23 protein-coding genes are annotated in these 22896 nt (G+C 37.2%); 19 read left to right on the top strand and 4 right to left on the bottom strand.

Going from position 1 to position 22896, the window contains the following annotated elements; all coding sequences use genetic code 11:
• Window positions 1-13: 13 nt before the first annotated feature.
• From ADH99_RS04060 to ADH99_RS04050, 3 genes are read right to left on the bottom strand one after another with little or no spacing between them, the layout of a single operon-like run.
• The gene (locus tag ADH99_RS04060; protein ID WP_049555159.1) at window positions 14-886 is read right to left on the bottom strand and encodes a Cof-type HAD-IIB family hydrolase; all 873 of its coding nucleotides are present in this window, start codon (window positions 884-886) and stop codon (window positions 14-16) included.
• A 13-nt stretch (window positions 887-899) separates the two neighbouring features.
• Window positions 900-1232: a YtxH domain-containing protein gene (locus ADH99_RS04055; protein ID WP_049555158.1), complete on the bottom strand. Its 333-nt coding sequence runs from the start codon at window positions 1230-1232 to the stop codon at window positions 900-902.
• A 3-nt stretch (window positions 1233-1235) separates the two neighbouring features.
• Window positions 1236-1658: an HIT family protein gene (locus ADH99_RS04050; protein ID WP_049555157.1), complete on the bottom strand. Its 423-nt coding sequence runs from the start codon at window positions 1656-1658 to the stop codon at window positions 1236-1238.
• Window positions 1659-1868: 210 nt separating this feature from the next.
• Here ADH99_RS04050 and ADH99_RS04045 point away from each other — a divergent pair, with 210 nt between their 5' ends.
• The 13 genes from ADH99_RS04045 (at window position 1869) to typA (ending at window position 15309) form a co-directional block, all read left to right on the top strand.
• Window positions 1869-2609, top strand: a complete 741-nt coding sequence (locus ADH99_RS04045; protein ID WP_005606646.1) for an ABC transporter ATP-binding protein — start codon at window positions 1869-1871, stop codon at window positions 2607-2609.
• Window positions 2602-3834, top strand: coding sequence for an ABC transporter permease (locus ADH99_RS04040; RefSeq protein WP_049555156.1), 1233 nt, complete (start codon window positions 2602-2604; stop codon window positions 3832-3834). Before ADH99_RS04045 ends, ADH99_RS04040 begins: the two co-directional genes overlap by 8 nt.
• A 112-nt stretch (window positions 3835-3946) precedes the next feature.
• The gene (locus tag ADH99_RS04035; RefSeq protein ID WP_005606642.1) at window positions 3947-4750 is read left to right on the top strand and encodes a phosphotransferase family protein; all 804 of its coding nucleotides are present in this window, start codon (window positions 3947-3949) and stop codon (window positions 4748-4750) included.
• 14 nt (window positions 4751-4764) lie between these two features.
• Window positions 4765-5433, top strand: a complete 669-nt coding sequence (trmB, locus tag ADH99_RS04030; protein WP_049555155.1) for a tRNA (guanosine(46)-N7)-methyltransferase TrmB — start codon at window positions 4765-4767, stop codon at window positions 5431-5433.
• A gap of 22 nt (window positions 5434-5455) precedes the next feature.
• Window positions 5456-5782, top strand: a complete 327-nt coding sequence (locus ADH99_RS04025; protein ID WP_005606638.1) for a PepSY domain-containing protein — start codon at window positions 5456-5458, stop codon at window positions 5780-5782.
• 77 nt (window positions 5783-5859) lie between these two features.
• Window positions 5860-6945 carry a glutamyl aminopeptidase gene (gene pepA / locus ADH99_RS04020; RefSeq protein WP_049555154.1) on the top strand — a complete coding sequence of 362 codons (1086 nt, stop codon included), beginning with the start codon at window positions 5860-5862 and terminating at the stop codon, window positions 6943-6945.
• Window positions 6946-6964: 19 nt separating this feature from the next.
• Window positions 6965-7591: a YtpR family tRNA-binding protein gene (gene ytpR / locus ADH99_RS04015; RefSeq protein WP_049555153.1), complete on the top strand. Its 627-nt coding sequence runs from the start codon at window positions 6965-6967 to the stop codon at window positions 7589-7591.
• A gap of 16 nt (window positions 7592-7607) precedes the next feature.
• Window positions 7608-8411 carry a hypothetical protein gene (locus ADH99_RS04010; RefSeq protein WP_049555152.1) on the top strand — a complete coding sequence of 268 codons (804 nt, stop codon included), beginning with the start codon at window positions 7608-7610 and terminating at the stop codon, window positions 8409-8411.
• A gap of 23 nt (window positions 8412-8434) precedes the next feature.
• Entirely contained in the window at window positions 8435-9766 is a 1332-nt protein-coding gene (gene murC / locus ADH99_RS04005) for a UDP-N-acetylmuramate--L-alanine ligase (protein ID WP_049555151.1), read from the top strand.
• 142 nt (window positions 9767-9908) lie between these two features.
• Window positions 9909-10220, top strand: a complete 312-nt coding sequence (locus tag ADH99_RS10560) for a hypothetical protein (protein WP_198408235.1) — start codon at window positions 9909-9911, stop codon at window positions 10218-10220.
• 12 nt (window positions 10221-10232) lie between these two features.
• Window positions 10233-10409 carry a GNAT family N-acetyltransferase gene (locus ADH99_RS10715; RefSeq protein WP_414651664.1) on the top strand — a complete coding sequence of 59 codons (177 nt, stop codon included), beginning with the start codon at window positions 10233-10235 and terminating at the stop codon, window positions 10407-10409.
• Window positions 10410-10618: 209 nt separating this feature from the next.
• Window positions 10619-13273, top strand: coding sequence for a DNA polymerase I (gene polA / locus ADH99_RS03995; RefSeq protein WP_049555150.1), 2655 nt, complete (start codon window positions 10619-10621; stop codon window positions 13271-13273).
• 188 nt (window positions 13274-13461) lie between these two features.
• Window positions 13462-15309, top strand: coding sequence for a translational GTPase TypA (gene typA / locus ADH99_RS03990; protein ID WP_005606625.1), 1848 nt, complete (start codon window positions 13462-13464; stop codon window positions 15307-15309).
• 48 nt (window positions 15310-15357) lie between these two features.
• Here the strand turns inward: typA and ADH99_RS03985 are convergent, their stop codons facing one another.
• Window positions 15358-16212, bottom strand: coding sequence for a VOC family protein (locus tag ADH99_RS03985; protein WP_049555149.1), 855 nt, complete (start codon window positions 16210-16212; stop codon window positions 15358-15360).
• Between the two features lie 194 nt (window positions 16213-16406).
• Here ADH99_RS03985 and ADH99_RS03980 point away from each other — a divergent pair, with 194 nt between their 5' ends.
• From ADH99_RS03980 to ADH99_RS03955, 6 genes are all read left to right on the top strand, one after another.
• Window positions 16407-17138 carry an alpha/beta hydrolase gene (locus tag ADH99_RS03980; RefSeq protein ID WP_049555148.1) on the top strand — a complete coding sequence of 244 codons (732 nt, stop codon included), beginning with the start codon at window positions 16407-16409 and terminating at the stop codon, window positions 17136-17138.
• A 92-nt stretch (window positions 17139-17230) separates the two neighbouring features.
• Window positions 17231-18214, top strand: coding sequence for a Gfo/Idh/MocA family protein (locus ADH99_RS03975; RefSeq protein ID WP_049555147.1), 984 nt, complete (start codon window positions 17231-17233; stop codon window positions 18212-18214).
• Complete coding sequence (locus tag ADH99_RS03970; RefSeq protein WP_049555146.1) at window positions 18211-18858, top strand: HD domain-containing protein; 648 nt, start codon at window positions 18211-18213, stop codon at window positions 18856-18858. Before ADH99_RS03975 ends, ADH99_RS03970 begins: the two co-directional genes overlap by 4 nt.
• 94 nt (window positions 18859-18952) lie before the next feature.
• Window positions 18953-20320 (top strand): MATE family efflux transporter, encoded by a 1368-nt coding sequence (locus tag ADH99_RS03965; RefSeq protein WP_049555145.1) that lies wholly within the window; start codon window positions 18953-18955, stop codon window positions 20318-20320.
• Window positions 20321-20555: 235 nt separating this feature from the next.
• On the top strand, window positions 20556-22442 hold the full coding sequence (locus ADH99_RS03960; protein WP_049555144.1) for a BglG family transcription antiterminator: 1887 nt from the start codon (window positions 20556-20558) through the stop codon (window positions 22440-22442).
• Complete coding sequence (locus tag ADH99_RS03955; RefSeq protein WP_005606613.1) at window positions 22439-22888, top strand: fructose PTS transporter subunit IIA; 450 nt, start codon at window positions 22439-22441, stop codon at window positions 22886-22888. The genes ADH99_RS03960 and ADH99_RS03955 overlap by 4 nt, the downstream gene beginning before the upstream one ends.
• The last annotated feature ends 8 nt before the right edge of the window (window positions 22889-22896 follow it).

Raw genomic sequence — 22896 nt, 5'->3', positions numbered from 1 at the left:
AAGAGAATCATCATTATTTTTCTTCTTCAAGGACACGCCAAATCGCTTTTGCCACACCGCCGTTAACATTGGTGTCTGTCACAAAATCAGCAACAGCTTTAACTGCCTCTGGAGCATTTCCCATTGCAACACCGATTCCAGCATCATGAATCATCGAAACATCATTAAAATTATCGCCGATAGCAAAAGTTTGCTTCATGGATAATCCAAGTGTTTCGGCGTAGTGGGCAACGGCAATGCCTTTTTGAGCATCTTTGTGGTTGATTTCCAAATCGGTATAAAATGCGGAAGTGACCACGAGGTTTGGATGCACTTGATCAATATGGTCACGAATAGGTTTGAAATAAGTAGGTCCATCATCGTGTGATACGATAATCTTGAACACTTTAATATTTGGAATCGATAGCACTTCTTCAGCAGTAGTAACATCGGTTGCTTCTAAAAGAATTTTTAGCTGCTTAATTTCTTCCTTTAGTTGCTCAGGTGTTAAATTGTTTCTTTCCACCTTTTTTCGTTCAATTACCTTGTTGATAAAGAGAGCGTAGTTCTTTCTAAAGTTTCCTTCAGAAGTTACAAGTTGCCAATCCAAGTCAATCGAATCGAAGTAGTCCAATAGGGTATAGACGGTGTCATGGGGAATGGTTACTTCCCAAATAATGTCATGTTTTTTATCGAAAATCTGAGCGCCATTCATCGCAATTACAGGAAGATGTAGATTTGCCTGCTCGAGTGCAAAATTGGCTTGAAGATAATCACGTCCGGTACAAACGATGAAGTGTTTTCCTAATTTTTGCAATTTGCGAATAGCTTTGACGTTGTTTTTATGAATCTCTACATGATTTGTGAGGAGAGTACCGTCCATATCCGATGCAAATAATTTTATCATAAGAGTAGACCTTCTATTTCATTTCGTTTAGATGTGTTTGTAACGTTTGAATTTTATCTTGAATACGTCTGAAGCGCGGTTTATTTTCCAATTGGAATTTGGTTACTTCTTCTTGAATAGAGTTCACAACTGCCATTGTTTGTGGAACAATCACTTCTTGGATTTCTTTAATGCCTCTTTCAAGGGTTGCTTTTCCGTTATGAATAACGGAGACTTCTTGACTAACTTCCTGAATCTGTTTGGATAAGATTTCGCGGTTCTCTTTTCCACTTCTTGGGTTGTTTAATAAGGCAACGACACCACCGATGACACTACCAAAAATAAAACCTTTTAGAAATTTACTCATTGATTATGCCTCCATTTGTTCGCGGATTGATTGCGCAATTTTTGCTAATACTTCTGAATTTGGATTTGTTGGGTGCCATTTTAATCCAAAACCATCTTCTTTTGTATAGCGTGGGATTAAGTGGATATGAGAGTGGAAGACGCTTTGGTATGCCAATTCACCATTATTACTTAAAATATTTAATCCTTTAATATCTGGGTTTGATGCTTGAACGGCACGTGCAATTTTAGGAATACGTGCAAAAACTGCGCTTGCTAAGTCTTCATCATATTCGAAGATATTGGCAACATGTTTTTTAGGAACAACCAGTGTGTGTCCTGGTGTCACTTGAGAAATGTCAAGGAACGCGAGTACTACGTCATCTTCATACACGATATGTGCTGGAATTTCTTTATTAATAATTTTATCAAAAATACAATCTGTCATGGTATTTCCTCCTTGAGTTTGTACCTCTATCGTATCAAAAAAAGCCTTGAAATGAAAGGATTGCAGAACGGAGATTTGTTATTTTGTCCCTAGAACGAATTCACTCGATTATAGTTTACTGAATTTGAGAAAGTGCATTTATATAGCGTTCTTTCACACTTTTTTGGCTTTATGGTATAATGAAGAGAATAGTTAGATAGGAGAAATTATATGTCACTACAATTAAACAATGTAACTGCAGGATATACAAAAGTTCCTGTCATTACAGACATCACTTTTGATGTAAATCCTGGTGAAATTTGTGGGCTTATCGGGCTCAATGGTGCCGGGAAGAGTACGACGATTAAAACGATTATTGGGCAACTTACCCCTTTTAGCGGAAGAGTGGAAGTGGAGAAGCTTAGTATCCTCGAAAACCAACGAGGCTACCGTCAGTCGATTGCGGTCATTCCAGAAAGTCCAGTTCTTTATGAAGAATTGACGTTTAGAGAGCATATTGAATTTGTGGCTCGTTCATATAACCAAATGAACGAAGAAACAATGGCCCATGCAATGGAACTCGTGGAAGCATTTCGTTTAACGAAGCAATTGGATTGGTTCCCAGCGTATTTTTCAAAAGGGATGAAGCAAAAAGTACTCATCGTCTGTGCATTAATGCTAGACGTGCCTGTTTATGTGGTTGATGAGCCATTTTTAGGACTTGATCCACTTGGGATTCGTACCTTACTTCAAGTCTTAAAAGAGAAAAAGGAAAAAGGCGCAGCGATTTTAATGTCGACGCACGTATTAGATACGGCAGAGAAGTATTGTGATCGTTTCATCGTATTACATGAAGGGAAAGTAATTGCGCAAGGCGATATCGAAGGCTTACGCGCAACTTCGAATATTGAAGAAAATTCTCTAGAGGAAATTTACTTTGCATTAACGACAGGGGATGATGCCCATGAATAGTGCAACAATTTTTGAGGCCAGGGTAAGAAAATATCAAAAGAAAAGCATGAAGTATATTCGCTATATGCTTAATGATCATTTCTTGATTGTTTTATTTTTCTTATTTGGCTTTATCATGGTGCAATACTCGAATTGGATTCAAACGATTCGTGTATTGGAATGGCCTTTACTAGGGTTACTTGCAGTTCTACTAGCGAGTGTTCCATTCTTTGGCGGTGTAGCAACGTTGCTCGAACCAGCCGATGGAATCTTTTTATCGGTAGTGGGGCAAGACTTTAAGGCGTACTTACAAAAAGCGATTCGTCGTAGTTGGGCGCTTCCGCTACTTGTGATGCTGGCTTCCTCTGGAATTGTCTTTCCAATCGTAGCACAAGCCTTTGGAACGAATATGAGTATGTTCACAAAGATATTCCTCTTACAAGTGCTCTTTAAAGATTTATTATTCCGTTGTACGAAATACGCTTATCGTGGAGTGCTTCATTTTACATGGATAGAAAAACTCGGTATTTACTTAATTGCAGTAGCGAACTTCTTCGGAATGTTTTTATGGATTTCTGAAGCGTGGTCATTTGTATTTTTAGTGATTCCAATCCTTCTAAGTATTTTTATCGAGTACTATTATGGGAAAGCGGCTTTTGTATACCGCTTCGATTCTATGATTGAATTGGAATTAGAAAGACAGCAACGAATTTATCGTTTATATGCGTTGTTTGTAGATGTGCCAATGGTTCATAAACCTCAAGCCCAACGTCGTTCTTATTTAGATGCTGTTTTGAAGATACTTGTTGGAAAGAATCCAAGTGGTCACCGCTATTTAGTGAGTCGTACGGTCGTTCGTACGAGTCAATATATGAGTTTATTATTACAACTGTCGGTTGTTAGTTTTGTAGTCGCATTATTTTCTCAAGAGTATTATTGGAATTTTATCATCAATGCGTTACTTGTGATGCTATTAGGATTCCAACTCGTTGGTGTTATCCAAAGTGCCAACACGCAAAATAGTCATTTTTCTTCTCTTGCAGATAACAACGTACGTCTTCAGGATAATTTATCAGTCCTAATGTGGACGATGGTCGCATCTGGTATTGTACTTGGAATTTCTTCAGTAATGGGAATGCGTGAAGTAATTGGTTTAGTAGGGATTATTTTTTATCCGGTTTTCGGAATTTTATTCACTCAATTTTATTTACGTTATCGATTATTAAAGAAAAGAAGAAAAATATAGAATATATATATCAAAGTAGGTCAAGAGCTTGACTGTATGGGGATAAAACCATAAAATAAAAGAATAGATTTATTATAGAAATCAATAGAATTTGTCGTTAGGGATGGAATAAATGGAATATAACATGGACTCAGGATGGGATCTTCATCCAATTGGTGGAGACACCGGTCAAGCATATATGGGAGTAAAAGACCATGAACGCGTGTTTCTAAAAAGGAACGCCTCACCATTTTTAGCGGTGTTATCGGGTGAAGGTATCACTCCTAAGTTAATATGGACCAAACGTGCGGGTAATGGGGATGTCATTACGGCTCAAGAATGGTTAACTGGTAGATCCCTTACTAAGGAAGAAATGGGGTCCATCGAAGTCATCGAGCTGTTACAACAAATCCATCAGTCCCCAAATCTTTTACAAATGTTACAGCAAATTCAAGGTGAAGAATATAGCACACAGAAATTTATTGATGAATATTTGAATAATTTACAATCGGGATTACAAACACATCGTTTTTTAAACGAAGTATTGAATTATTTGATTGAAACTATTCCACTGGTAAGTGAAGTTGGGAAGACAGTTTGCCATGGAGATCTTGATCGTCGTAATTTCATGTTATCTGAAGACGAGAAGCTCTATCTTGTAGACTGGGAAATGGTGCGGCTTGCTGATCCAGTTTCTGATTTGACAATGATACTAACGCAATATATCCCTGTGCATCAATGGGGAGAATGGCTCGATATGTATGGATTACAGCTTTCTACAAATATTTATCAGCGAATTGAATGGTATGCTTTAATGAATTGCTTGAATTATATTAAGAAAACACACTTTGAGGGACGATACCTTGAAATGAATGAGAAAATTCTTTTGGTGAAGTCGATTTACAATAATCGTATCGGAAAACCAAGAGAATCTTAGACAGGAGTTAGACTGTGAGATTAAGAAATAAACCTTGGGCAAAAGATGCTTTAGCGGCTCACCCAGAAATGGTCATCCAAGATCCAGCGCAATGGAAGGGAAGATGGCATGAGCGTTTTGGCAATAACAACCCAATCCATATTGAGATTGGTTCTGGGAAAGGCCAATTCGTGAGCGGAATGGCTCGTCAAAACCCAAACATTAACTATATTGGAATCGAAATTCAAGAAAGCGTCCTAGTAGTCGCACTTGAAAAAGCTCTTGCAGCAGATGTTCCAAACTTACAATTATTACATGTGAACGGTGGACAAGTAACAGACTACTTCGAAGACGGAGAAGTAGACCAAATTTACTTGAACTTTTCAGATCCTTGGCCAAAGAAGCGACATGCGAAACGTCGCTTGACTCATGAAAGTTTCTTAGGCGGATATGAAAAAGTATTACCACCATTTGGAGAATTACACTTTAAGACAGATAACCGCGGATTGTTTGAATACAGCTTAGCGTCATTCTCACAATTTGGACTTGTGTTAAAACAAGTATGGTTAGACCTACATCAAGTGGAATTTCCAGGAAATGTGATGACAGAATACGAAGAGAAATTTTCAGCAAAAGGTCATCCAATTTATCGTGTGGAAGTGATTTTCCCACAAGAGAGAATAGTTTTTAAACAACCTAAATAACATATAAAGGAGCCTGATTCGTATGGGGTCAAAAAATAGTTTCAAAGGTGCAAGTTTTTTACTAGCAGCGGGGGCCGTTATCGGTGCATGGGCCACTTCCAAATGGTTTGAACGTAGAAATGTCAATGGAGATGTTATTGTTCAAAATGTACGCAAATTATTTCAAGTAGTAGGTACTATCGAAGGCTCTTGGATTGAGATGGAACCTGTATTCGTGGATAGTCCAGAATTTTATGGGGAAGTTTATTATGGCGGAGTTACTCGTAAGGAAGATGATGAACTTGTCCAATACGAATTTTATGCAGATGCAAAAACAGGAGCCGTTATTGATTTATACAAAATTGGATAATCAAAGAAAGCTGGAGGACCTCCAGCTTTTGGCGCGTTTATAAGATATTTTATAGAGGTAGGAAAGAAGAGGATACAATGGAAGCCAAAACAGAACAATTAATCAAAACGTTAACACAAATGAAAGGAACTAGTGGACACGAAGGCCGTATTCGCGAATTCATGAGAAATGAATTAACACCTTTAGTAGACCGCATTGAACAAGATGGTCTAGGCGGTATTTTTGGGGTTCGTGATAGCAAGGAAGAAGATGCACCACGCATTATGATTGCTGCACACATGGACGAAGTTGGTTTCATGGTAACAAATATCACTCCAAACGGAATGTTCAAAGTAAGTCCTTTAGGGGGATGGAATCCATATGTAGTTTCAGCGCAACGTTTTACTTTATTAACTCGTAAAGGTGACTACCCAATTATTTCTTCTTCAATCCCACCACATCTATTACGCGCAGCTGGTGGTCAACAAGCAGCTGTGAAAGTAACTGATATTTTATTTGACGCTGGATTCACTTCACGCGAAGAAGCCCTTGAATATGGCTGCCGTCCTGGAGATACAATTGTTCCAGATGTAGAAACCATTTGGACTGCGAATAAGAAACGCATGATTTCTAAATCGTGGGATAATCGATATGGATGTACAGTAGTTCTTGAAGCGTTGAAAGCTGTTAAAGATGAAACTTTACCAAACACATTAATCGCTGGAGCAAACGTGCAAGAAGAAGTCGGATTACGTGGAACTGGTCCAAGTGTGACAAAGTTCAATCCTGATTTATTCTTTGCGGTAGACTGCTCAGCAGCAGATGATATTAATGGTTCAAAAGAAACTTTTGGACATTTAGACCAAGGATTCTTATTACGTATTTTAGACCCAGGGATGGTGACTCTTCCCCGTATGAAAGAATTTTTAGAAGACACAGCATTAACACATAACATTCCGTTCCAATACTTTGTTTCACAAGGTGGAACAGATGCTGGTAAAGCACATTTAATGAATCAAGGGGTTCCAAGTGCGGTTATCGGTGTATGTGCTCGTTATATTCATACACACCAAACAATGTTCTCAATTAAAGACTACGAAGCAGCACGTGAAATGGTCATCCAAACAATCCGTGCATTAGACCGTAGCACAGTAAACACCATTTTAGACGGAAGAACAAATTAAGATTAAAGAGGTACAATATATGTGGTTAAGTTTTTATAATAAAAAGGGAATCGGCGATACGTTATTATTAACAAGCGGAACAGCAAGCCGTTACGACGTCGAATATGAGAAAAAAGGAAATGTGACTCAAGTCTTTGTTCGTGAGTCAAAAGAAGTTCTAGGCTATAATATTGAAAAGATTTCTGAAGTGATTTCATTTGAAGAAGATGGACAACAAATCTTAACTCCTGAGCAACAAGAAGTTGTAAAAGGATTGATTGAAAAAGCTGGGTTTGATGTTTCAACTTTAGTTTTAACGCCGGAAGATGCACTTGTAGTTGGATACGTTGAAAGTTGCGTAGATCATGAAGATTCAGACCACCTACATGTAACAATGACACGAGTAAGTGACTCTGAAGTGTTACAAATCGTCTGCGGAGCACCTAACGTAAAAGCAGGTCAAAAAGTAGTCGTTGCAAAACCTGGTACAGTAATGCCAAGCGGTGCCATCATTTGGGCTGGAGAATTACGCGGAGTGGCTAGTCACGGAATGCTTTGCTCAGCACGTGAATTAGGATTAGAAAATGCACCAGCGAAAAAAGGAATCTTAGTTTTAGATGATGCGACTCCAGTAGGAACGCCATTTAAATCATTAAACTTACAATAAAGGAGGATACGGAGTCATGAATGAACCATTTAACGAGAAAAACGATTCATTCGCTTCTTTGCAATCAAGACGTGAAAAGTCTACTTTTCCAAACTACTTGAAGCAAGGTCAAACTTTTGAAGATCAAGTCGTCGAAGAAATGACGCGAGTTGATGCAACTAGAAAAGATGAGACTCCACATGAATCCTTACCATTTGATAAGAGACCTGATGCAGCACTTTTTCAATCGAATGAAAAAGAGGAGCATCAATTACCAGCGCAATTTCGTTCATTTAAGGAAAAAGCGACGGAAGGTCATCAAAAATATAAACCGCGTGTGGATTGGACTTCTTATTTGAATACGAATCAACGCAAACCTTTTAAACCAAGTACGGTACCTTCAAGTACAAGAGGTTTAGAACAAGGAGAGACACCAAAAGTTTCTTATCGTGAATTAGAAAGAGAGTTATTACCAAATAGCACGGACTTGATTTTATTCGAAAAGGAAGAATCCTTATTGGTGTCTGTTGAGGAACAAGAAGATACCATTGAGAAACGCTTGAAGGAGTACAATGGTACCTCTCATGAGAAGCCGGTACAAAGCCAAGTTTTCGCAACAAAGGGCTATGTTCCAGCCTTTAAACGCAAACAAGAATCTGATGTTGAAGTTGTGCAAGAGTCCTTATTAGAAGGGTTACCGGAGACAAAAGTTGAAAGACGAAAAGCGCCGGAAAAACCACTAACGGGAAAACAAAGACGAGCGATGAAAAAATCATTATCGATGATTATGGAACAAGAACAGCAGGGACGCCATTTACCTTATGGTCATCCCAAAAAATAGTAGTAGAAAAGTGAGGAGATAGAATGGATAAAAGCAAGATTTATCATTTTACAGGAATTAAAGGCTCCGGAATGAGCGCACTAGCGTTAGTTCTGCATGGTGAAGGATATAAAGTGCAAGGCTCTGATTTAGAAGAGTATTTCTTCACACAAAGAGGACTTGAAGAAGCGGGGATTCCTTTACTACCTTTTAGTGCCTCTAATATTAAAGAAGGACAAATTGTGATTGCAGGTAATGCATTTCCAGATAGCCACGAAGAATTAGTTGCCGCTCGCGAAAAAGGAATAGAAGTCATTCGATACCATAAATTTTTAGGCGAATTGTTGAAAAATTATAAGAGTGTTGCGATTACAGGTTCTCACGGAAAAACGAGCACAACAGGTTTGTTAGCCCACGTATTAAGTGGAATGGAACCAACAAGTTATCTTATTGGAGATGGAACTGGTAAAGGAGTTGAAAGTTCAGAACACTTTGTATTAGAAGCTTGTGAATATAAACGTCATTTTATGGCTTATCGACCAGATTACGCTATTATGACGAATATCGATTTTGACCACCCAGATTATTATACGGATATCGATGATGTACAAAGTGCCTTTGAAGCCTTTGGTAAACAAGTGAAAAAAGGAATTATTGCTTGTGGTGATGATGAAAGACTTCGTACACTAGAGGCTATTGTTCCTGTAACCTATTATGGTGTTGGTGAACATAATGATGTAATTGCTAAAAACATCCGCAAAGAGAAAGCAGGAAGTTATTTTGATGCTTATATTCACGGTGAATTATATGGTCATTTTTACATCCCTACATACGGAGACCATAACATCTTAAATGCACTTGCAATTATCGCTTTCTACTATTTAAATCAATTAGATCCAAATGAACTAGCTCAGCAGTTTCGAACATTTAGTGGCGTAAAACGTCGCTTTTCTGAAAAAGTTATTAATGGTGTAACTATTATTGATGACTATGCACACCATCCATCTGAGATTCGTGCTACATTAGATGCGGCTCGACAAAAGTATCCTGATAAAGAAGTAGTAGCTGTCTTCCAACCTCATACTTTTACGAGAACAATCGCGCTTTTAGAGGAGTTTGCTTCAGTATTATCTCTAGCAGACCACGTTTACCTATGTGAAATATTTGCATCTGTTCGTGAAGAAGCCGGTGATGTTTCTATTGAAGATTTAGCAAAATTAGTAAAAGGTGGAGCGAAAGTATTACCACTTGAAAATGTATCTCCACTTCTATCCTATAAAGATGCTGTGATTGTCTTTATGGGAGCAGGAGATGTACAAAAATATGAATTTGCATATGAGAAACTATTATCGAATACTTCTCCAACACAAAACTAAATGAACCAAAAAGCTTGGCGAAAGTCAGGCTTTTTTTATAAACAATCAGTAGAAAAGTATGAATGTCTATTTTTATTAAAGAGATTTGATATTTATAAAAAGAATAAAATTTAAATAGAAGAGGATTTCAGGAGGTATTAAGATGGATTTAAGTAAATTATCTACAGTTTACAACATTAGAAGGATGGGGAGGAATGATGTACCTCTTATTTTGGATTTAGAAAATGGCAATCAATTGTATTTTAATTATTGTCCGCCAAAACCTAGTAAACAATCTTTATTAAATGATTTAAAAGCTCTTCCAGAAGGTAAAAACATAGATGATAAAATTTACATAGGCTTTTTTAAGGAAAATAGATTAGTTGCTATTATGGATTTCATTGTATCTTTTCCGATAAAAGAAACTATCTATATTGGACTTTTTATGATGGATTGTAAAGAGTCGGGACAATGAAAAGGAAGCCTTATTATTAATGAGGTTTTAACAGCCTTTAGAGAAGAAGGATTTACTAAAGTAAGGCTTGCTTATATGAAAGGAAATCCTCAAAGTAAAAGATTTTGGGAAAAATGTGGTTTTACAGAAACTGGAATTGAAAGAGAGAACGAACATGGAAAAGCTGTCGTTTTAGAAAAAACATTATAAACAGTTTCAGATGAAATATATTCTTACCAAAAACAGTAGATCATATGATTTACTGTTTTTTTGTTTATCACGGTGAATATTTAAAACTAAAGGGTTCATAACGGGATTCACCTTTCAACTCTATTTACGGTTATCATCAAAAAGCTCTTTTTAGTGTTCACAAGTTTGTTTATTTGTTACACTGGTAATGACTTATTAGGAGGCATATTATGGCAAAACAAAAATTATTACTTGTAGACGGAAGTAGCTTAGCATTCCGCGCATTTTTCTCAATTTTAGATTTAAATCGTTTTAAAAATTCCAACGGCTTACATACAAACGCACTCTATTCATTTCACCGTATGTTTAAGTCCATTTTAGACTCTGAAAAACCTACACATGTACTTGTAGCATGGGATGCTGGAAAGACAACTTTCCGTACAGAAATGTATGCAGATTATAAAGGAGGACGTTCGAAAACTCCAGGGGAATTTATTGAACAGATGCCTTATTTTAATGTGCTTTTAGATGCATGGGGAATTCCTCATTATCGATTAAATCAATATGAAGCGGATGATATAATCGGCACTCTTGCAAGAAAAGGGGAAGAAGCAGGATATGAAGTCGTGGTTCTTTCAGGAGATAAAGACTTAATTCAGCTTGCAGACAATAATATCACTGTGAAAATAACGACAAAGGGAGTAACTGAACTGGTCGAATATACTCCTGAAGTGATTTTCGAAAAATATGGATTAAAACCTGAACAAATTATCGACATGAAGGGATTAATGGGAGACTCTTCCGACAACTATCCTGGAGTTACAAAAGTCGGTGAAAAGACAGCCGTGAAGCTTCTTCAAGAATTTGGAAGTGTAGAAGGCATTTATGAACATGTCGATGAAATGAAAAAGAGTAAGTTGAAAGAAAACTTAATCAATGATAAAGAGTTGGCTTTTTTAAGTAAGAAACTAGCGCGCATTAATGTAGATTCGCCAATCGAAATTACATTGGAAGATACACTTCGCAAGGAACAAGATGTGGATGCATTGATGTCGTTCTATAAGGAAATGAACTTCAATTCTTTCCAATCAGACCTATTAAATTCAGGCGGTGCGACTGTAGAAGAAGCACCTAAAGCAGAGCGTCCAACCGTCAAACGTGTGGCGCAAATTTCTGATGACATGCTTAAAGGTACAACAAGTGTGCATTTTGAGACTCTTGAAGCGAATTATCATGTGGCAGAAGTGATTGCTGTTGCCTTCGGAAATGAAAAGAATGTCTTTGTGACCGATTTAGATACGGCAGTTGCTTCAGAAGTCTTTAAGAAATGGCTTTCGGATGCGTCTGTTGAGAAACGTTTATTTGATACAAAAGCTGCAAAAGTACTTGCTCACCGCTTCGGCCTCGACTTAAAAGGTGCCAAATATGATGTGTCCCTTCTAGCATATCTAGTGGATACAAATGATATCGTGAAAGAAATTAGTGATGTGGCCCGTCGTGTCGATGTGACGATTCTTTCCAGTGAAGAAGCAGTCTACGGAAAAGGCGTTAAAATCCAAATTCCTGAAGATAAAGAGGTTTGGAATCAGCATTTAGCAGCAAAAGTCTACACGATTGCTAAGGCCCCTGAAAAACTATTGAAACGACTCGAAGAAAATGAACAAACACATCTCTATTGGGAAATGGAATTACCGTTGAGTGATATTTTAGCACGCATGGAAATTCAAGGAATTCGTGTCGATAGAAAGCGTTTGGTTGAGATGGGCGTTGAATTTGAAGAGCGTCTTAAAGAGATTGAGCAAGAAATTTACGAGCTAGCTGGTGAAGAGTTTAATATCAATTCGACCAAACAACTAGGCGTTATCTTATTTGAAAAGATGGGCTTACCAGTCATCAAGAAGACGAAGACGGGCTATTCAACAGCGGTAGATGTTTTGGAAAAATTGGCACACCAAGCTCCAATCGTAGAATTAATTTTAGAATATCGTCAATTAGCCAAATTAAATTCAACATATGTAGAAGGTCTACAAGCGTATATTCAAGAAGATGGTAAAATTCATACACGATTCATCCAAAACTTAACACAAACAGGTCGTCTTAGCTCAGTGGATCCAAACTTACAAAATATTCCGATTCGTACAAAAGAAGGTCGTCGTATCCGCTACGCGTTCTTACCAGAACATGACGATTGGAAGATTCTCTCAAGTGACTATTCGCAAATTGAATTACGTGTTTTGGCGCATATTGCTGGCGATAAACATATGATAGAAGCCTTCAAGAATAATGTAGACATCCATACTAATACGGCAATGCGTGTATTTGGCATTTCAAATCCAGACGATGTGACCAGTGAAATGCGTCGCCAAGCCAAAGCCGTAAACTTTGGAATCGTGTATGGAATTAGTGATTATGGATTGTCGCAAAACTTGAATATTTCCCGTAAGAGAGCCAAAGAATTTATCGACCGTTACTTGGAAGAGTTCCAAGGGGTAAAAGACTTCATGGAATCTATTGTGAAAGAAGCGCGTGAGAAAGATTATGTGGAAACCTTATTCCACCGTCGTCGCTACCTGCCAGATATTCATTCAAGTAACTTTAATTTACGTTCATTCGCAGAACGTACAGCGATGAACTCACCAATTCAAGGAAGTGCTGCAGATATCTTGAAAATGGCGATGATTGAATTGGACCGCGAAATGAGAGAACGAAAATTTAAAGCGAATTTATTATTACAAGTGCACGATGAGTTGATTTTCGAAGTGCCACAAGATGAATTAGAAAGTCTTCAAAGTTTAGTAGAAGAAGTCATGGAAAATGCCGTGAGCTTAAAAGTTCCACTACGAGCAGATAGCAATGTAGGGGACAACTGGTTTGAAGCAAAATAACTAAAAATATTATGGGCATCTCATCTTAACAAATGTAAGTTAGGGATGTCCATTGTGTTTTATCTTTTGAGTTTATAGCGTTTTTGTAGTATACTTTTTAAGTTAAGAGAAGAAGTTAAGGTGATGGAAGGGCTCTTTTAGCGTTCAGATTCCATCACTTTCATTTTGTCAATCAATGGAGGAAATACATGAAATTAAGAAATGATATTCGCAATATTGCTATTATCGCCCACGTTGACCACGGGAAAACAACACTTGTGGATGAATTATTAAAACAATCAGATACATTAGATGCACGTACAGAATTATCAGAACGTGCGATGGACTCAAACGATATCGAACGCGAACGTGGTATTACTATTTTAGCGAAAAATACAGCCGTTCAATATAAAGGAACTCGTATCAATATTATGGATACACCAGGGCACGCAGACTTCGGTGGCGAAGTAGAACGTATCATGAAAATGGTAGACGGTGTAGTTCTTGTAGTGGATGCGTATGAAGGTACAATGCCTCAAACACGTTTCGTATTGAAAAAAGCATTAGAACAACATTTAACACCAATCGTTGTTGTAAACAAGATCGACCGTGACGCTGCTCGTCCAGAAGAAGTAGTTGATGAAGTATTAGAATTATTCATCGAATTAGGAGCAGATGATGATCAATTAGAATTCCCAGTGGTTTATGCTTCAGCATTAAACGGAACTTCAAGTTTATCTGACAACCCAGCTGACCAAGAAAAAACAATGGATTACTTATTCGATACGATTATCGAACATATTCCAGCTCCAGTGGACAACTCAGATGAACCATTACAATTCCAAGTATCCTTATTAGACTATAATGACTACGTTGGACGTATCGGTATCGGTCGTGTATTCCGTGGAACAATTAAAGTTGGGGACCAAGTAACGTTATTAAAATTAGACGGAACAAAGAAAAACTTCCGTGTTACTAAATTATTTGGGTTCTTCGGGTTAAATCGTTTAGAAATCAATGAAGCAAAAGCAGGGGACTTAATCGCTGTATCTGGTATGGAAGATATTTTCGTCGGAGAAACAGTAACTCCAGTAGATTCACATGAAAGCTTACCAGTATTACACATTGACGAACCAACATTACAAATGACATTCTTGACAAACAACTCACCATTTGCGGGTCGAGAAGGGAAATTTGTAACCGCACGTAAGATTGAAGAACGTTTAATGCGTGAATTACACACAGACGTATCACTAAAGGTAGAACCAACTGATTCACCAGATGCATGGATTGTATCAGGTCGTGGAGAATTACACTTATCAATCTTAATCGAAAACATGCGCCGTGAGGGATATGAATTACAAGTATCTCGTCCGGAAGTAATTATTAAAGAAATCGATGGTGTGAAATGTGAACCATTTGAACGCGTACAAATCGATACTCCTGAAGAATACATGGGTTCAATCATCGAATCATTAAGTAACCGTAAAGGTGAAATGCAAGATATGCAACATAATGATAACGGACAAGTTCGTATCGTCTTCTTAGTTCCAGCACGTGGATTATTAGGATATACAACTGAATTCTTATCAATGACACGTGGTTACGGAATTATGAACCACACATTCGATCAATACTTACCGTACATTCCAACAAGTATCGGCGGACGTCGTAATGGAGCACTTGTTTCAACAGATACAGGTAAAGCAACAACTTACGGAATTATGGGTGTTGAAGAACGTGGTGTGATTTTCACTGAACCAGGTACTGAAATTTACGAAGGAATGATTGTTGGGGAACACTCTCGTGAAAACGACTTAGCGGTTAACATTACGAAAGCAAAACAACAAACAAATATTCGTTCAGCTACGAAAGACCAAACTTCAGTCATCAAGACTCCTAAGAAATTATCTCTTGAAGAGTCATTAGAATTCTTGTCAGACGATGAGTATTGCGAAATTACTCCAGAAACCATTCGTTTAAGAAAACAAATTCTAAATAAAGGTGAACGTGAAAAAGCCAATAAACGTAAAAAACAAGCTGAATCAGAAAACTAATTTGAATAGAAAAAGGTGGATGCATTGCATCCACCTTTTTGTATATCTTTAGTTATTTAATGTAACGCGAACTGTAATACCGTTGTTGTCGGTAATATCGACTTCTTTTTCAGCACGCTTTTCAACAGTAGTAGCAAGAACCGTTGCTTTTTGAAGAATATCTTTAAACACTGAAGCGTCGTTTGTTTCAACCGTATAATATGCAAGCCCTGGAATATTTTTGACGCGAACATCTAGATGAGGGCCTCCCCATTGGTTCACGGCAAGATGATGATGATAATCGCCAGAAGCAATCCAGCTTCCTGAAGGAACTGAGAATTTATCGGCTACTGGAAGAAGAGTCGTTAAGTATTCCATCGTCTCTTTTGAATTCCGTGCTGATAGGTGAACGTGCCCCATACGTGTTCCTTCGGGCATTTGATAAGGTATAGTGTCATGACCGAGTTCATAGATTTCTTGACCAGCCATTTCCTCAGTGACACCAATAATTCTTCCATCTTCACGAATATCCCAGACGCTTACTGGTTTATCATGGTATACTTCAATTCCATTTCCCTCGAAATCTTCAAGATAAATCGCTTCGCTATAACCGTGGTCCGCGGCCCCGACGAGTGGAAGAGACGTATGAACAGCATGTCTTAAGAAGTCGCCAAGCGCTTCTCTGGTTGGAAGGTGAATGGCTAAGTGGTATAGACCATAACTTTCCTTAACGCTCTTATCGATATTGGTCTGAATCAGACGAACGAGTGGGGTTTTTCCAACGCCTAACAATACTTCTGTGTCTGACTGAGTTAAGATTTGGAGGCCAAGCCCTTTTGTATAAAATTCAGTTTCTTGTAATAGATGATTCACATTTAGCGCTACTTCGTTAAGTTGAATTTGGCTATTATATAATGGGTACATTTTCATTCCTTCTTTCTTTTTTGTATGAGTTTAGTATACACTTTAATACTAAAATGACAAATAACTTGCTCATGAAGATTTCGATTTTAAAAGTTAAGTGATACCGTATACGGTATCACTCGAAGTGTATTGTGTTTTTACATACTGTTGTAGTATCCTTATAGTAGTAGGTTTATAGAGAGAAGAGATGACAAATGACTAAACAAAGAAAAATCATGTACGGAATTTTTGGAGTCCTGTTTGCATTTATTTTATTAGCACTTGGGTTGATTCAAATGTTTACGTATCGGGCGACTCCTGAGGCACAAGAAACGTGGAATATTGCTGCATTTGAACAAAAAAATAACTGGACTCATTTCGAAGTAACAGGAGAGAAAAAAGGGACGCTTTTATTTTATACGGGTGCGTTAGTTGAACCTCAGGCTTACGCGAAATTAGCAGATGGGCTTGCTAAAGAAGGAATCGAAGTATACATTATCTCCTCTAAATTGAATTTACCAGTATTAGATAATGGAACAATGGCAACCATTGTAAAAGAAGAGCATTTGGATAAAGTGTTTATTGGGGGACATTCTCTGGGGGGCGTTGTGTCGACAGTTGAAGCAAAACAGCTAGAAGAGATGAATAAAGTTGCTGGATTAATTTTACTGGCAAGCTATCCAGATCAAAGTACGGATATTAGCGACACTCAAATTCCTGTATTATCGATTACGGCTTCGAATGATAAAATATTGAAACAAGAAAAATATGAAGATGCGAAGTCACGTTTGCCAGAGTCTACACTCTATACAACGATTGAGGGTGGGAATCATAGTGGTTTTGGACTATATGGTCAGCAAAACGGCGATGGTACAGCTACGATGAGTGCCGAAGAACAACAAAAACAATTAGTTCAACTGATTAAGCAATTTATTGTATCTCATTAAGCTAGGCTTCGGTCTAGCTTTTTTTACAATAGAGTTGAGTTTTCACACTTTGGCAGTTATCATTAATGTAATGAATTTTGGAGGTAGAGTGTATGCAACAAAAAGTAACAAAGAACTGGGTCACTATCGGAACTGGTGTGATTGCTAATGAATTAGCAGTAGCACTAGAATCATTGAACGGAAAACTATACGGGGTTGCTAACCGCACCTATACAAATGCTGTGAAATTTGCAGAAAAATATGGCATTGAAAAGGTATATAACGAGATTGATGAGGTATTTACAGATCCGACAGTGGATATTATTTATATTTCTACTCCGCATAACACACATATTCGCTATCTAAAAAAGGCATTGGCTGCTGGAAAGCATGTACTATGTGAAAAGGCCATTACGTTAAACAGTGAAGAATTAGAAGAAGCATTGCAACTCGCTAAAAAAAATAATGTTGTTTTGGCTGAAGCGATGACGCTTTACCATATGCCAGTCTATAAACAATTAAGTAAAGCAGCTGAGAATCTTGGGGAACTTCGTATGATTCAAATGAACTTCGGAAGCTATAAAGATTATGATATGACGAATCGATTTTTTAATCGCAATCTTGCAGGAGGCGCATTACTGGATATTGGAGTATACGCCTTGTCTTGCATTCGCTACTTCATGAGCGAGGCGCCAAGTTCAATGGTTTCTCAAGTTAAATTAGCGCCAACAGGTGTGGATGAACAAGCAGGTATCGTGTTGACAAATGATGCAGGAGAAATGGCGACTGTTACGATGACGCTCCACGCTAAACAGCCAAAACGTGGAGTCATTGCCTATGACAAAGGGTATATTGAGATTGTTGATTACCCACGCGCGCATAAAGCGACGATTACTTATACAGATGATGGACGCGTTGAAACCTTTGAAGATGAATTGGGATTGGATGCCTTAGCTTATGAAGTGCTAGATATGGAGTCAACCATTAATACAGGAGTAGACCACATGCATCTTGAATATACGGTCGATGTGATGAAAATCATGACCGATTTGCGCCGTGAATGGGGGATCAAGTATCCAGAGGAAGAGGAAGCATGAAGCAACAAGAACAATTAAAACGAATGGAACAGTATGCAAAAAGAGTGCTTAGTGCAGATACAACAGGGCACGATTGGTCGCATATTAAACGCGTCGTCAATACGGCAAAGACGATTGCGAAAGCTGAAGGAGCAGACTTATTTATTTGTGAAGCTGCAGCGCTACTCCATGATGTTATCGATGATAAGATTGTCAAAGATCCTATAGTTGCGTTGAAGGGATTGAAAGAATTTCTAATTTCTATTGAAGTGACTCCTGAACAAGTTGAAGTCATTGAGTCCATCATTACGAGAATGTCGTTTAAGAATCATAAGGAACAACAAGAACTTTCTCTTGAAGAAAAAGTGGTGCAAGACGCTGACCGATTAGATGCCATTGGTGCCATCGGAATTGCCAGAGTGATGTGTTACTCTGGAAGTACAGGAAGACCAATCCACAATCCGGAAATGAAGCCGCGAGAGGAGTTGACGCCTGAAGAGTACAGAAACGGTGAATCTACAGCTATCATGCACTTCTATGAAAAACTATTGAAGTTAAAAGATTTGATGAATACCAAATATGGTAATGAATTGGCAAAAGGGCGGCATGAATTTTTAGAAACGTACTTAGAGCAATTTTATGCTGAATGGGATGGAAAACGATAAAAGATGTAAGCGACAAATTTTTGTCGCTTATTTGTTTTGAAGGAAAAATAGGTGTAAAATAGTAACTACATTTTAAAGTGAGAGGATTGGTTGCGTGGAAGTAGAGCAACAACTAACCAATAAAGAACTTAGAAAAAATATATTTGTCATTGTATGGCCAGTATTTGTGGAAGTACTTCTTGGAGCGCTTTTTGGAATGGTCGACATGATGATGGTTGGGAAGGTGCCTGGAGACACTGCTGCAGCCGTTTCTGCAGTTGGGATGACAAACCAGCCGATGTTTCTTGGTTTAAGTTTGATTCAAGCGTTGAACGTCGGAGGAACTGCAATTATTGCTAGGTATTTTGGGGCGAAGAAATATAACCGAATGGGAAGTATCTTGAAGCATGTAATGATACTTGCAATGGTGTTTTGTGTGACGCCCGCAGCGATCTTAATGTTGATTTTCGCGCCAGAGATTTTAGGACTGATGGGTGCAGACGAGAACGTTATTAATGTCGGATTGAACTACTTTAGGATTGTTACGATTGGGTTTATTTTTCAATCACTATCGTTCACTGTAACCGCGGCGCTACGAGGAATTGGTGAAACAAAAATTCCAATGAAGAATAATATTATTGCGAATAGTTGTAATGTGTTAGGGAATGCCATTTTGATTTATGGAATGTTTGGATTCCCGGCCTTAGGTGTTACTGGGGCTGCAATCTCTACAGCATTATCTAATCTTATTGCGATGGGATTAAACATCCGTTATATCTTGTCAGGAAAGAGTGTCTTGAAACTGGATTTTAAAGAAAAATTTAAGTTTAACATCAATGTGATGCGCGATTTAGTGCGTATCGGAATCCCGACAGCATTAGAACAAATGGCGCTTCGTTTTGGGGTTATCATGTTCTTGAAGATTGTTTCTGGGTTAGGAAACAATGTTTATGCGGCGCACCAAATTGCCCTTAATGTACTTTCTCTATCCTACTCTCCGGCGCAAGCTTTCGGAATTACAGCATCGTCATTAATGGGACAATCGCTTGGGGCTAAAAATGAAAAATTGGCAGAGCGCTACACAAAAATGTGTCAGCGAATTGGTCTGGCTTTAGCGATTATGATGTCTGCTTCGATTTATTTTGGTGCAACCTTGTTAGCGGGAATGTATACGGATAATATAGAAATTATTCAAAATACAGTGATTGCTTTATCTATTGTTGCATTTGTTCAACCATTCCAAAGTCATCAACTAATTACTTCGGGAGCTCTACGTGGGGCAGGAGATACCGTTTGGCCACTGATTGCGATTTTCATCGGATCATGTGTGATTCGATTAAGTTTAGGATATGTATTTGTAAATTTCTTTGAATGGGGACTTGCTGGTGCATGGTATGCAGTATTTATAGATCAATTTATTCGAGATATGATTATTCTACTTCGATTTAGAAGTGGGAGATGGAAAAACATTCGAATTGCATAATTAAAAGACAAAAGACTATGTAATTTACATAGTCTTTTTCTTTGACAAAAATTCGACCGATTCACAATCGCTATTCATAAATAAACGGTAAAATACAAGAATAAAGTCTATTTTGCAACATGTTGTTGTAAAAGTACGAAAACTTGTTGCAACAATATGTAATATTCAAGAATAATGTCGAGATTTATAATTAAAGTGCAAATAAATGATAGCGCTTTAATAGAAAGGAGTTTTTATGCTAAGCAAAAGACAATCCCGAATATTATCATTATTAGAAGAAAGCAAGCGTTACTTAACAGCAGAGGAAATAGCCCAAAGCACTGGCGTTTCAAAGAGAACTGTACATTCAGAATTGAAGTCGATGGAAGAAGACTTAAATTCGATAGAAAAGATATTAATACGTAAACGAGGAATTGGCATTGCCATAGAGAATAAGAAGAATCTTGAGTCAAAAACATTCGAACTTAATTCGGATAAATCAAGATTGCAAGTAATAATGGAAAATTTATTATTTGGTGAAAAAATCATCAGTTACAACCGATTGTCTGAACTCTTATTTGTAAGTAAAAGTTCAATTTCTAAAGAACTTGAGAAGGTTCAGAAAATTTTAGGAGGAATAGATTTAAAAAGTTCTGCAAAAGGGAGTTATTTAAATGGAGATGAAAGCCAATTAAGAGAAGCATATATACGTTTTAATCATTGGTTGTTTACTCAGTGTACGTCTAACAATACTTATTCTGAATGGTTAGGAAAACTAGAAGAATATTATTCAGAAAACGTTGTAGCTGCGTGTAAAGATGTATTGATTAGTTATTTAAAAAATAATTGGGATTTTGTTTCTGAAGTATATGTACAAAGTCTCTTAAGTAGTTTAATTGTACAAACTTATCGAATGTATTGCGGGGAATTTGTAAAGTGTAAACCTTCAGGTATTGAGAGTGAAGAGGCGGTAAATCGCATATTAAATGAAGTATCAAATCGTTTGAACATAGATTTTAACGAAATTGAAAAAGAATATTTTGCAGGAAAGCTTATCAGTTTCCGCTTTGAACCTGCTGCGAGTAAAGCGACTGAACAGCAGTTAGTACACCAAATAGTACTAGACATGTGTTCAGTATTGAAGTTAACAATAAATAACGATTGTGGAATTAAGGCAATGCTAGAAAATCATATGTTTTCCATGCTTTATCGATTAAGAAATCATCAAAAAATTGAAAATCCTTTTGTGGATCAAATAAAAGAAGAGTATGGTGTGGTTTTCCAAACAATCTGGATAGTACTACAAAAATATGAATCTCTATTAGGTGTTCAGTTTAATGATGAAGAAATTGCTTATTTAACAATTTATTTTCAAACCTTTATAGAGGAAAACAGAACAATCAAAAAGTTGTTGGTAGTTTGTCAATTAGGAGTTGCAACTTCAGAATTGATTATTAGAAAATTGATAAATTATTTACCCGCAACAACCAAAGTTGAGAGAGTTTCAAAACAACAATTTGAAAGAATGAAAGATTTAGAGGAGTATTCGCTTATTCTGACAACCATTACTTTAGATAGAGCCAAACCTAATACGATTAAAGTATCACCATATTTAACGAAGAATGAATTGCAAATGATTAGAAAGGTATTGGATGAAAATGAATCGTCACATCAAAATGTTCAAAAAGGCATTTCAAATCGTTATGGAGGGATCTTTAATCAGGAGATAGATTGTGTGAAAAAAGAGTGGACAAGTAAAGTTGAAATTATAGAAGCAGCTTCGAATGTTCTTTTTAAGGAAGGTTTCGTAAGTGAAAAATTTAAAGATGGAATTTTAATTCGTGAAAATTTAGGTGGGACAGATTTGCCTATTGGGATAGCTATACCACATGGAAAACCGCAGGATGTTTATAAAACAACTATTCTTCCTGTCACTTTAAAAAGAAAGATTAAATGGGATGAGTTTTATGTTGATATTGTGTTCTTTATCTGTATCTGTGAGGAAGACAGAATGAAAACGAAAAAGATTATCCAAAATATTTATAGCATTATGGAAGATAAAGAGCTGTTAAGAAGGATAAGAAACTGCATATCAATGGAAGAATTTTTTATTACTTTTGAAAAAGAAGGAGATTTGTTATGAGTGAAGTAGTTCAACAGGGATTAATTATTATCAATCAAGAGTTTAAAGGAAAGGAGGATGCAATCCGAAGTTTAATTTCTCGTGCTTTAGTATGTGGAAAACTAAATGACGATAATAAATTTTATCAAGCGGTACTCCAGAGAGAAGAAGAAGTATCAACTGCTATTGGATATTCAATTGCAATTCCTCATGGAAAGTCTGAATCAGTTTTAGAACCATTTGTTGCTTTTGCTCGAAATGTTTGTGAGTTTCAGTGGGGAGAAGAGGATGATTCCAAAGTTCGATTAATATTTATGATTGGTGTACCAAATGAAAGCAGTCAGCTCCATCTTAAGTTTATTTCTCAATTAAGTAAAAAATTGCTGGATGAGGAATTTCGAGAAAAACTATTAATGCTAGATTCAATAGAGGAAATTTTATATCAATTAAAAACAATAAAACTATAGGAGGTAAT

Origin of the sequence: Granulicatella sp. 572.rep1_STHE (assembly GCF_001073445.1) — a bacterium.
GTDB classification, from domain to species: Bacteria; Bacillota; Bacilli; order Lactobacillales; family Aerococcaceae; genus Granulicatella; species Granulicatella adiacens.
The sequence above is the reverse complement of the archived record's forward strand: the minus strand, read 5'-3'. Positions and strand labels throughout refer to the sequence as shown.

Bases quoted from the DNA above. Each gene is read 5' to 3' on its own strand.
- ADH99_RS04055 (WP_049555158.1), bottom strand. From the start codon at position 1,232: ATGAGTAAATTTCTAAAAGGTTTTATTTTTGGTAGTGTCATCGGTGGT.
- ADH99_RS03985 (WP_049555149.1), bottom strand. From the start codon at position 16,212: ATGTACCCATTATATAATAGCCAAATTCAACTTAACGAAGTAGCGCTA.
- ADH99_RS03970 (WP_049555146.1), top strand. From the start codon at position 18,211: ATGAAGCAACAAGAACAATTAAAACGAATGGAACAGTATGCAAAAAGA.
- ytpR (WP_049555153.1), top strand. From the start codon at position 6,965: ATGTGGTTAAGTTTTTATAATAAAAAGGGAATCGGCGATACGTTATTA.
- typA (WP_005606625.1), top strand. From the start codon at position 13,462: ATGAAATTAAGAAATGATATTCGCAATATTGCTATTATCGCCCACGTT.
- ADH99_RS04040 (WP_049555156.1), top strand. From the start codon at position 2,602: ATGAATAGTGCAACAATTTTTGAGGCCAGGGTAAGAAAATATCAAAAG.
- ADH99_RS04050 (WP_049555157.1), bottom strand. From the start codon at position 1,658: ATGACAGATTGTATTTTTGATAAAATTATTAATAAAGAAATTCCAGCA.
- murC (WP_049555151.1), top strand. From the start codon at position 8,435: ATGGATAAAAGCAAGATTTATCATTTTACAGGAATTAAAGGCTCCGGA.
- pepA (WP_049555154.1), top strand. From the start codon at position 5,860: ATGGAAGCCAAAACAGAACAATTAATCAAAACGTTAACACAAATGAAA.
- ADH99_RS03960 (WP_049555144.1), top strand. From the start codon at position 20,556: ATGCTAAGCAAAAGACAATCCCGAATATTATCATTATTAGAAGAAAGC.
- ADH99_RS04035 (WP_005606642.1), top strand. From the start codon at position 3,947: ATGGAATATAACATGGACTCAGGATGGGATCTTCATCCAATTGGTGGA.
- ADH99_RS04045 (WP_005606646.1), top strand. From the start codon at position 1,869: ATGTCACTACAATTAAACAATGTAACTGCAGGATATACAAAAGTTCCT.
- ADH99_RS03975 (WP_049555147.1), top strand. From the start codon at position 17,231: ATGCAACAAAAAGTAACAAAGAACTGGGTCACTATCGGAACTGGTGTG.
- ADH99_RS03955 (WP_005606613.1), top strand. From the start codon at position 22,439: ATGAGTGAAGTAGTTCAACAGGGATTAATTATTATCAATCAAGAGTTT.
- ADH99_RS04010 (WP_049555152.1), top strand. From the start codon at position 7,608: ATGAATGAACCATTTAACGAGAAAAACGATTCATTCGCTTCTTTGCAA.
- ADH99_RS03980 (WP_049555148.1), top strand. From the start codon at position 16,407: ATGACTAAACAAAGAAAAATCATGTACGGAATTTTTGGAGTCCTGTTT.
- ADH99_RS04060 (WP_049555159.1), bottom strand. From the start codon at position 886: ATGATAAAATTATTTGCATCGGATATGGACGGTACTCTCCTCACAAAT.
- ADH99_RS10560 (WP_198408235.1), top strand. From the start codon at position 9,909: ATGGATTTAAGTAAATTATCTACAGTTTACAACATTAGAAGGATGGGG.
- ADH99_RS04025 (WP_005606638.1), top strand. From the start codon at position 5,456: ATGGGGTCAAAAAATAGTTTCAAAGGTGCAAGTTTTTTACTAGCAGCG.
- polA (WP_049555150.1), top strand. From the start codon at position 10,619: ATGGCAAAACAAAAATTATTACTTGTAGACGGAAGTAGCTTAGCATTC.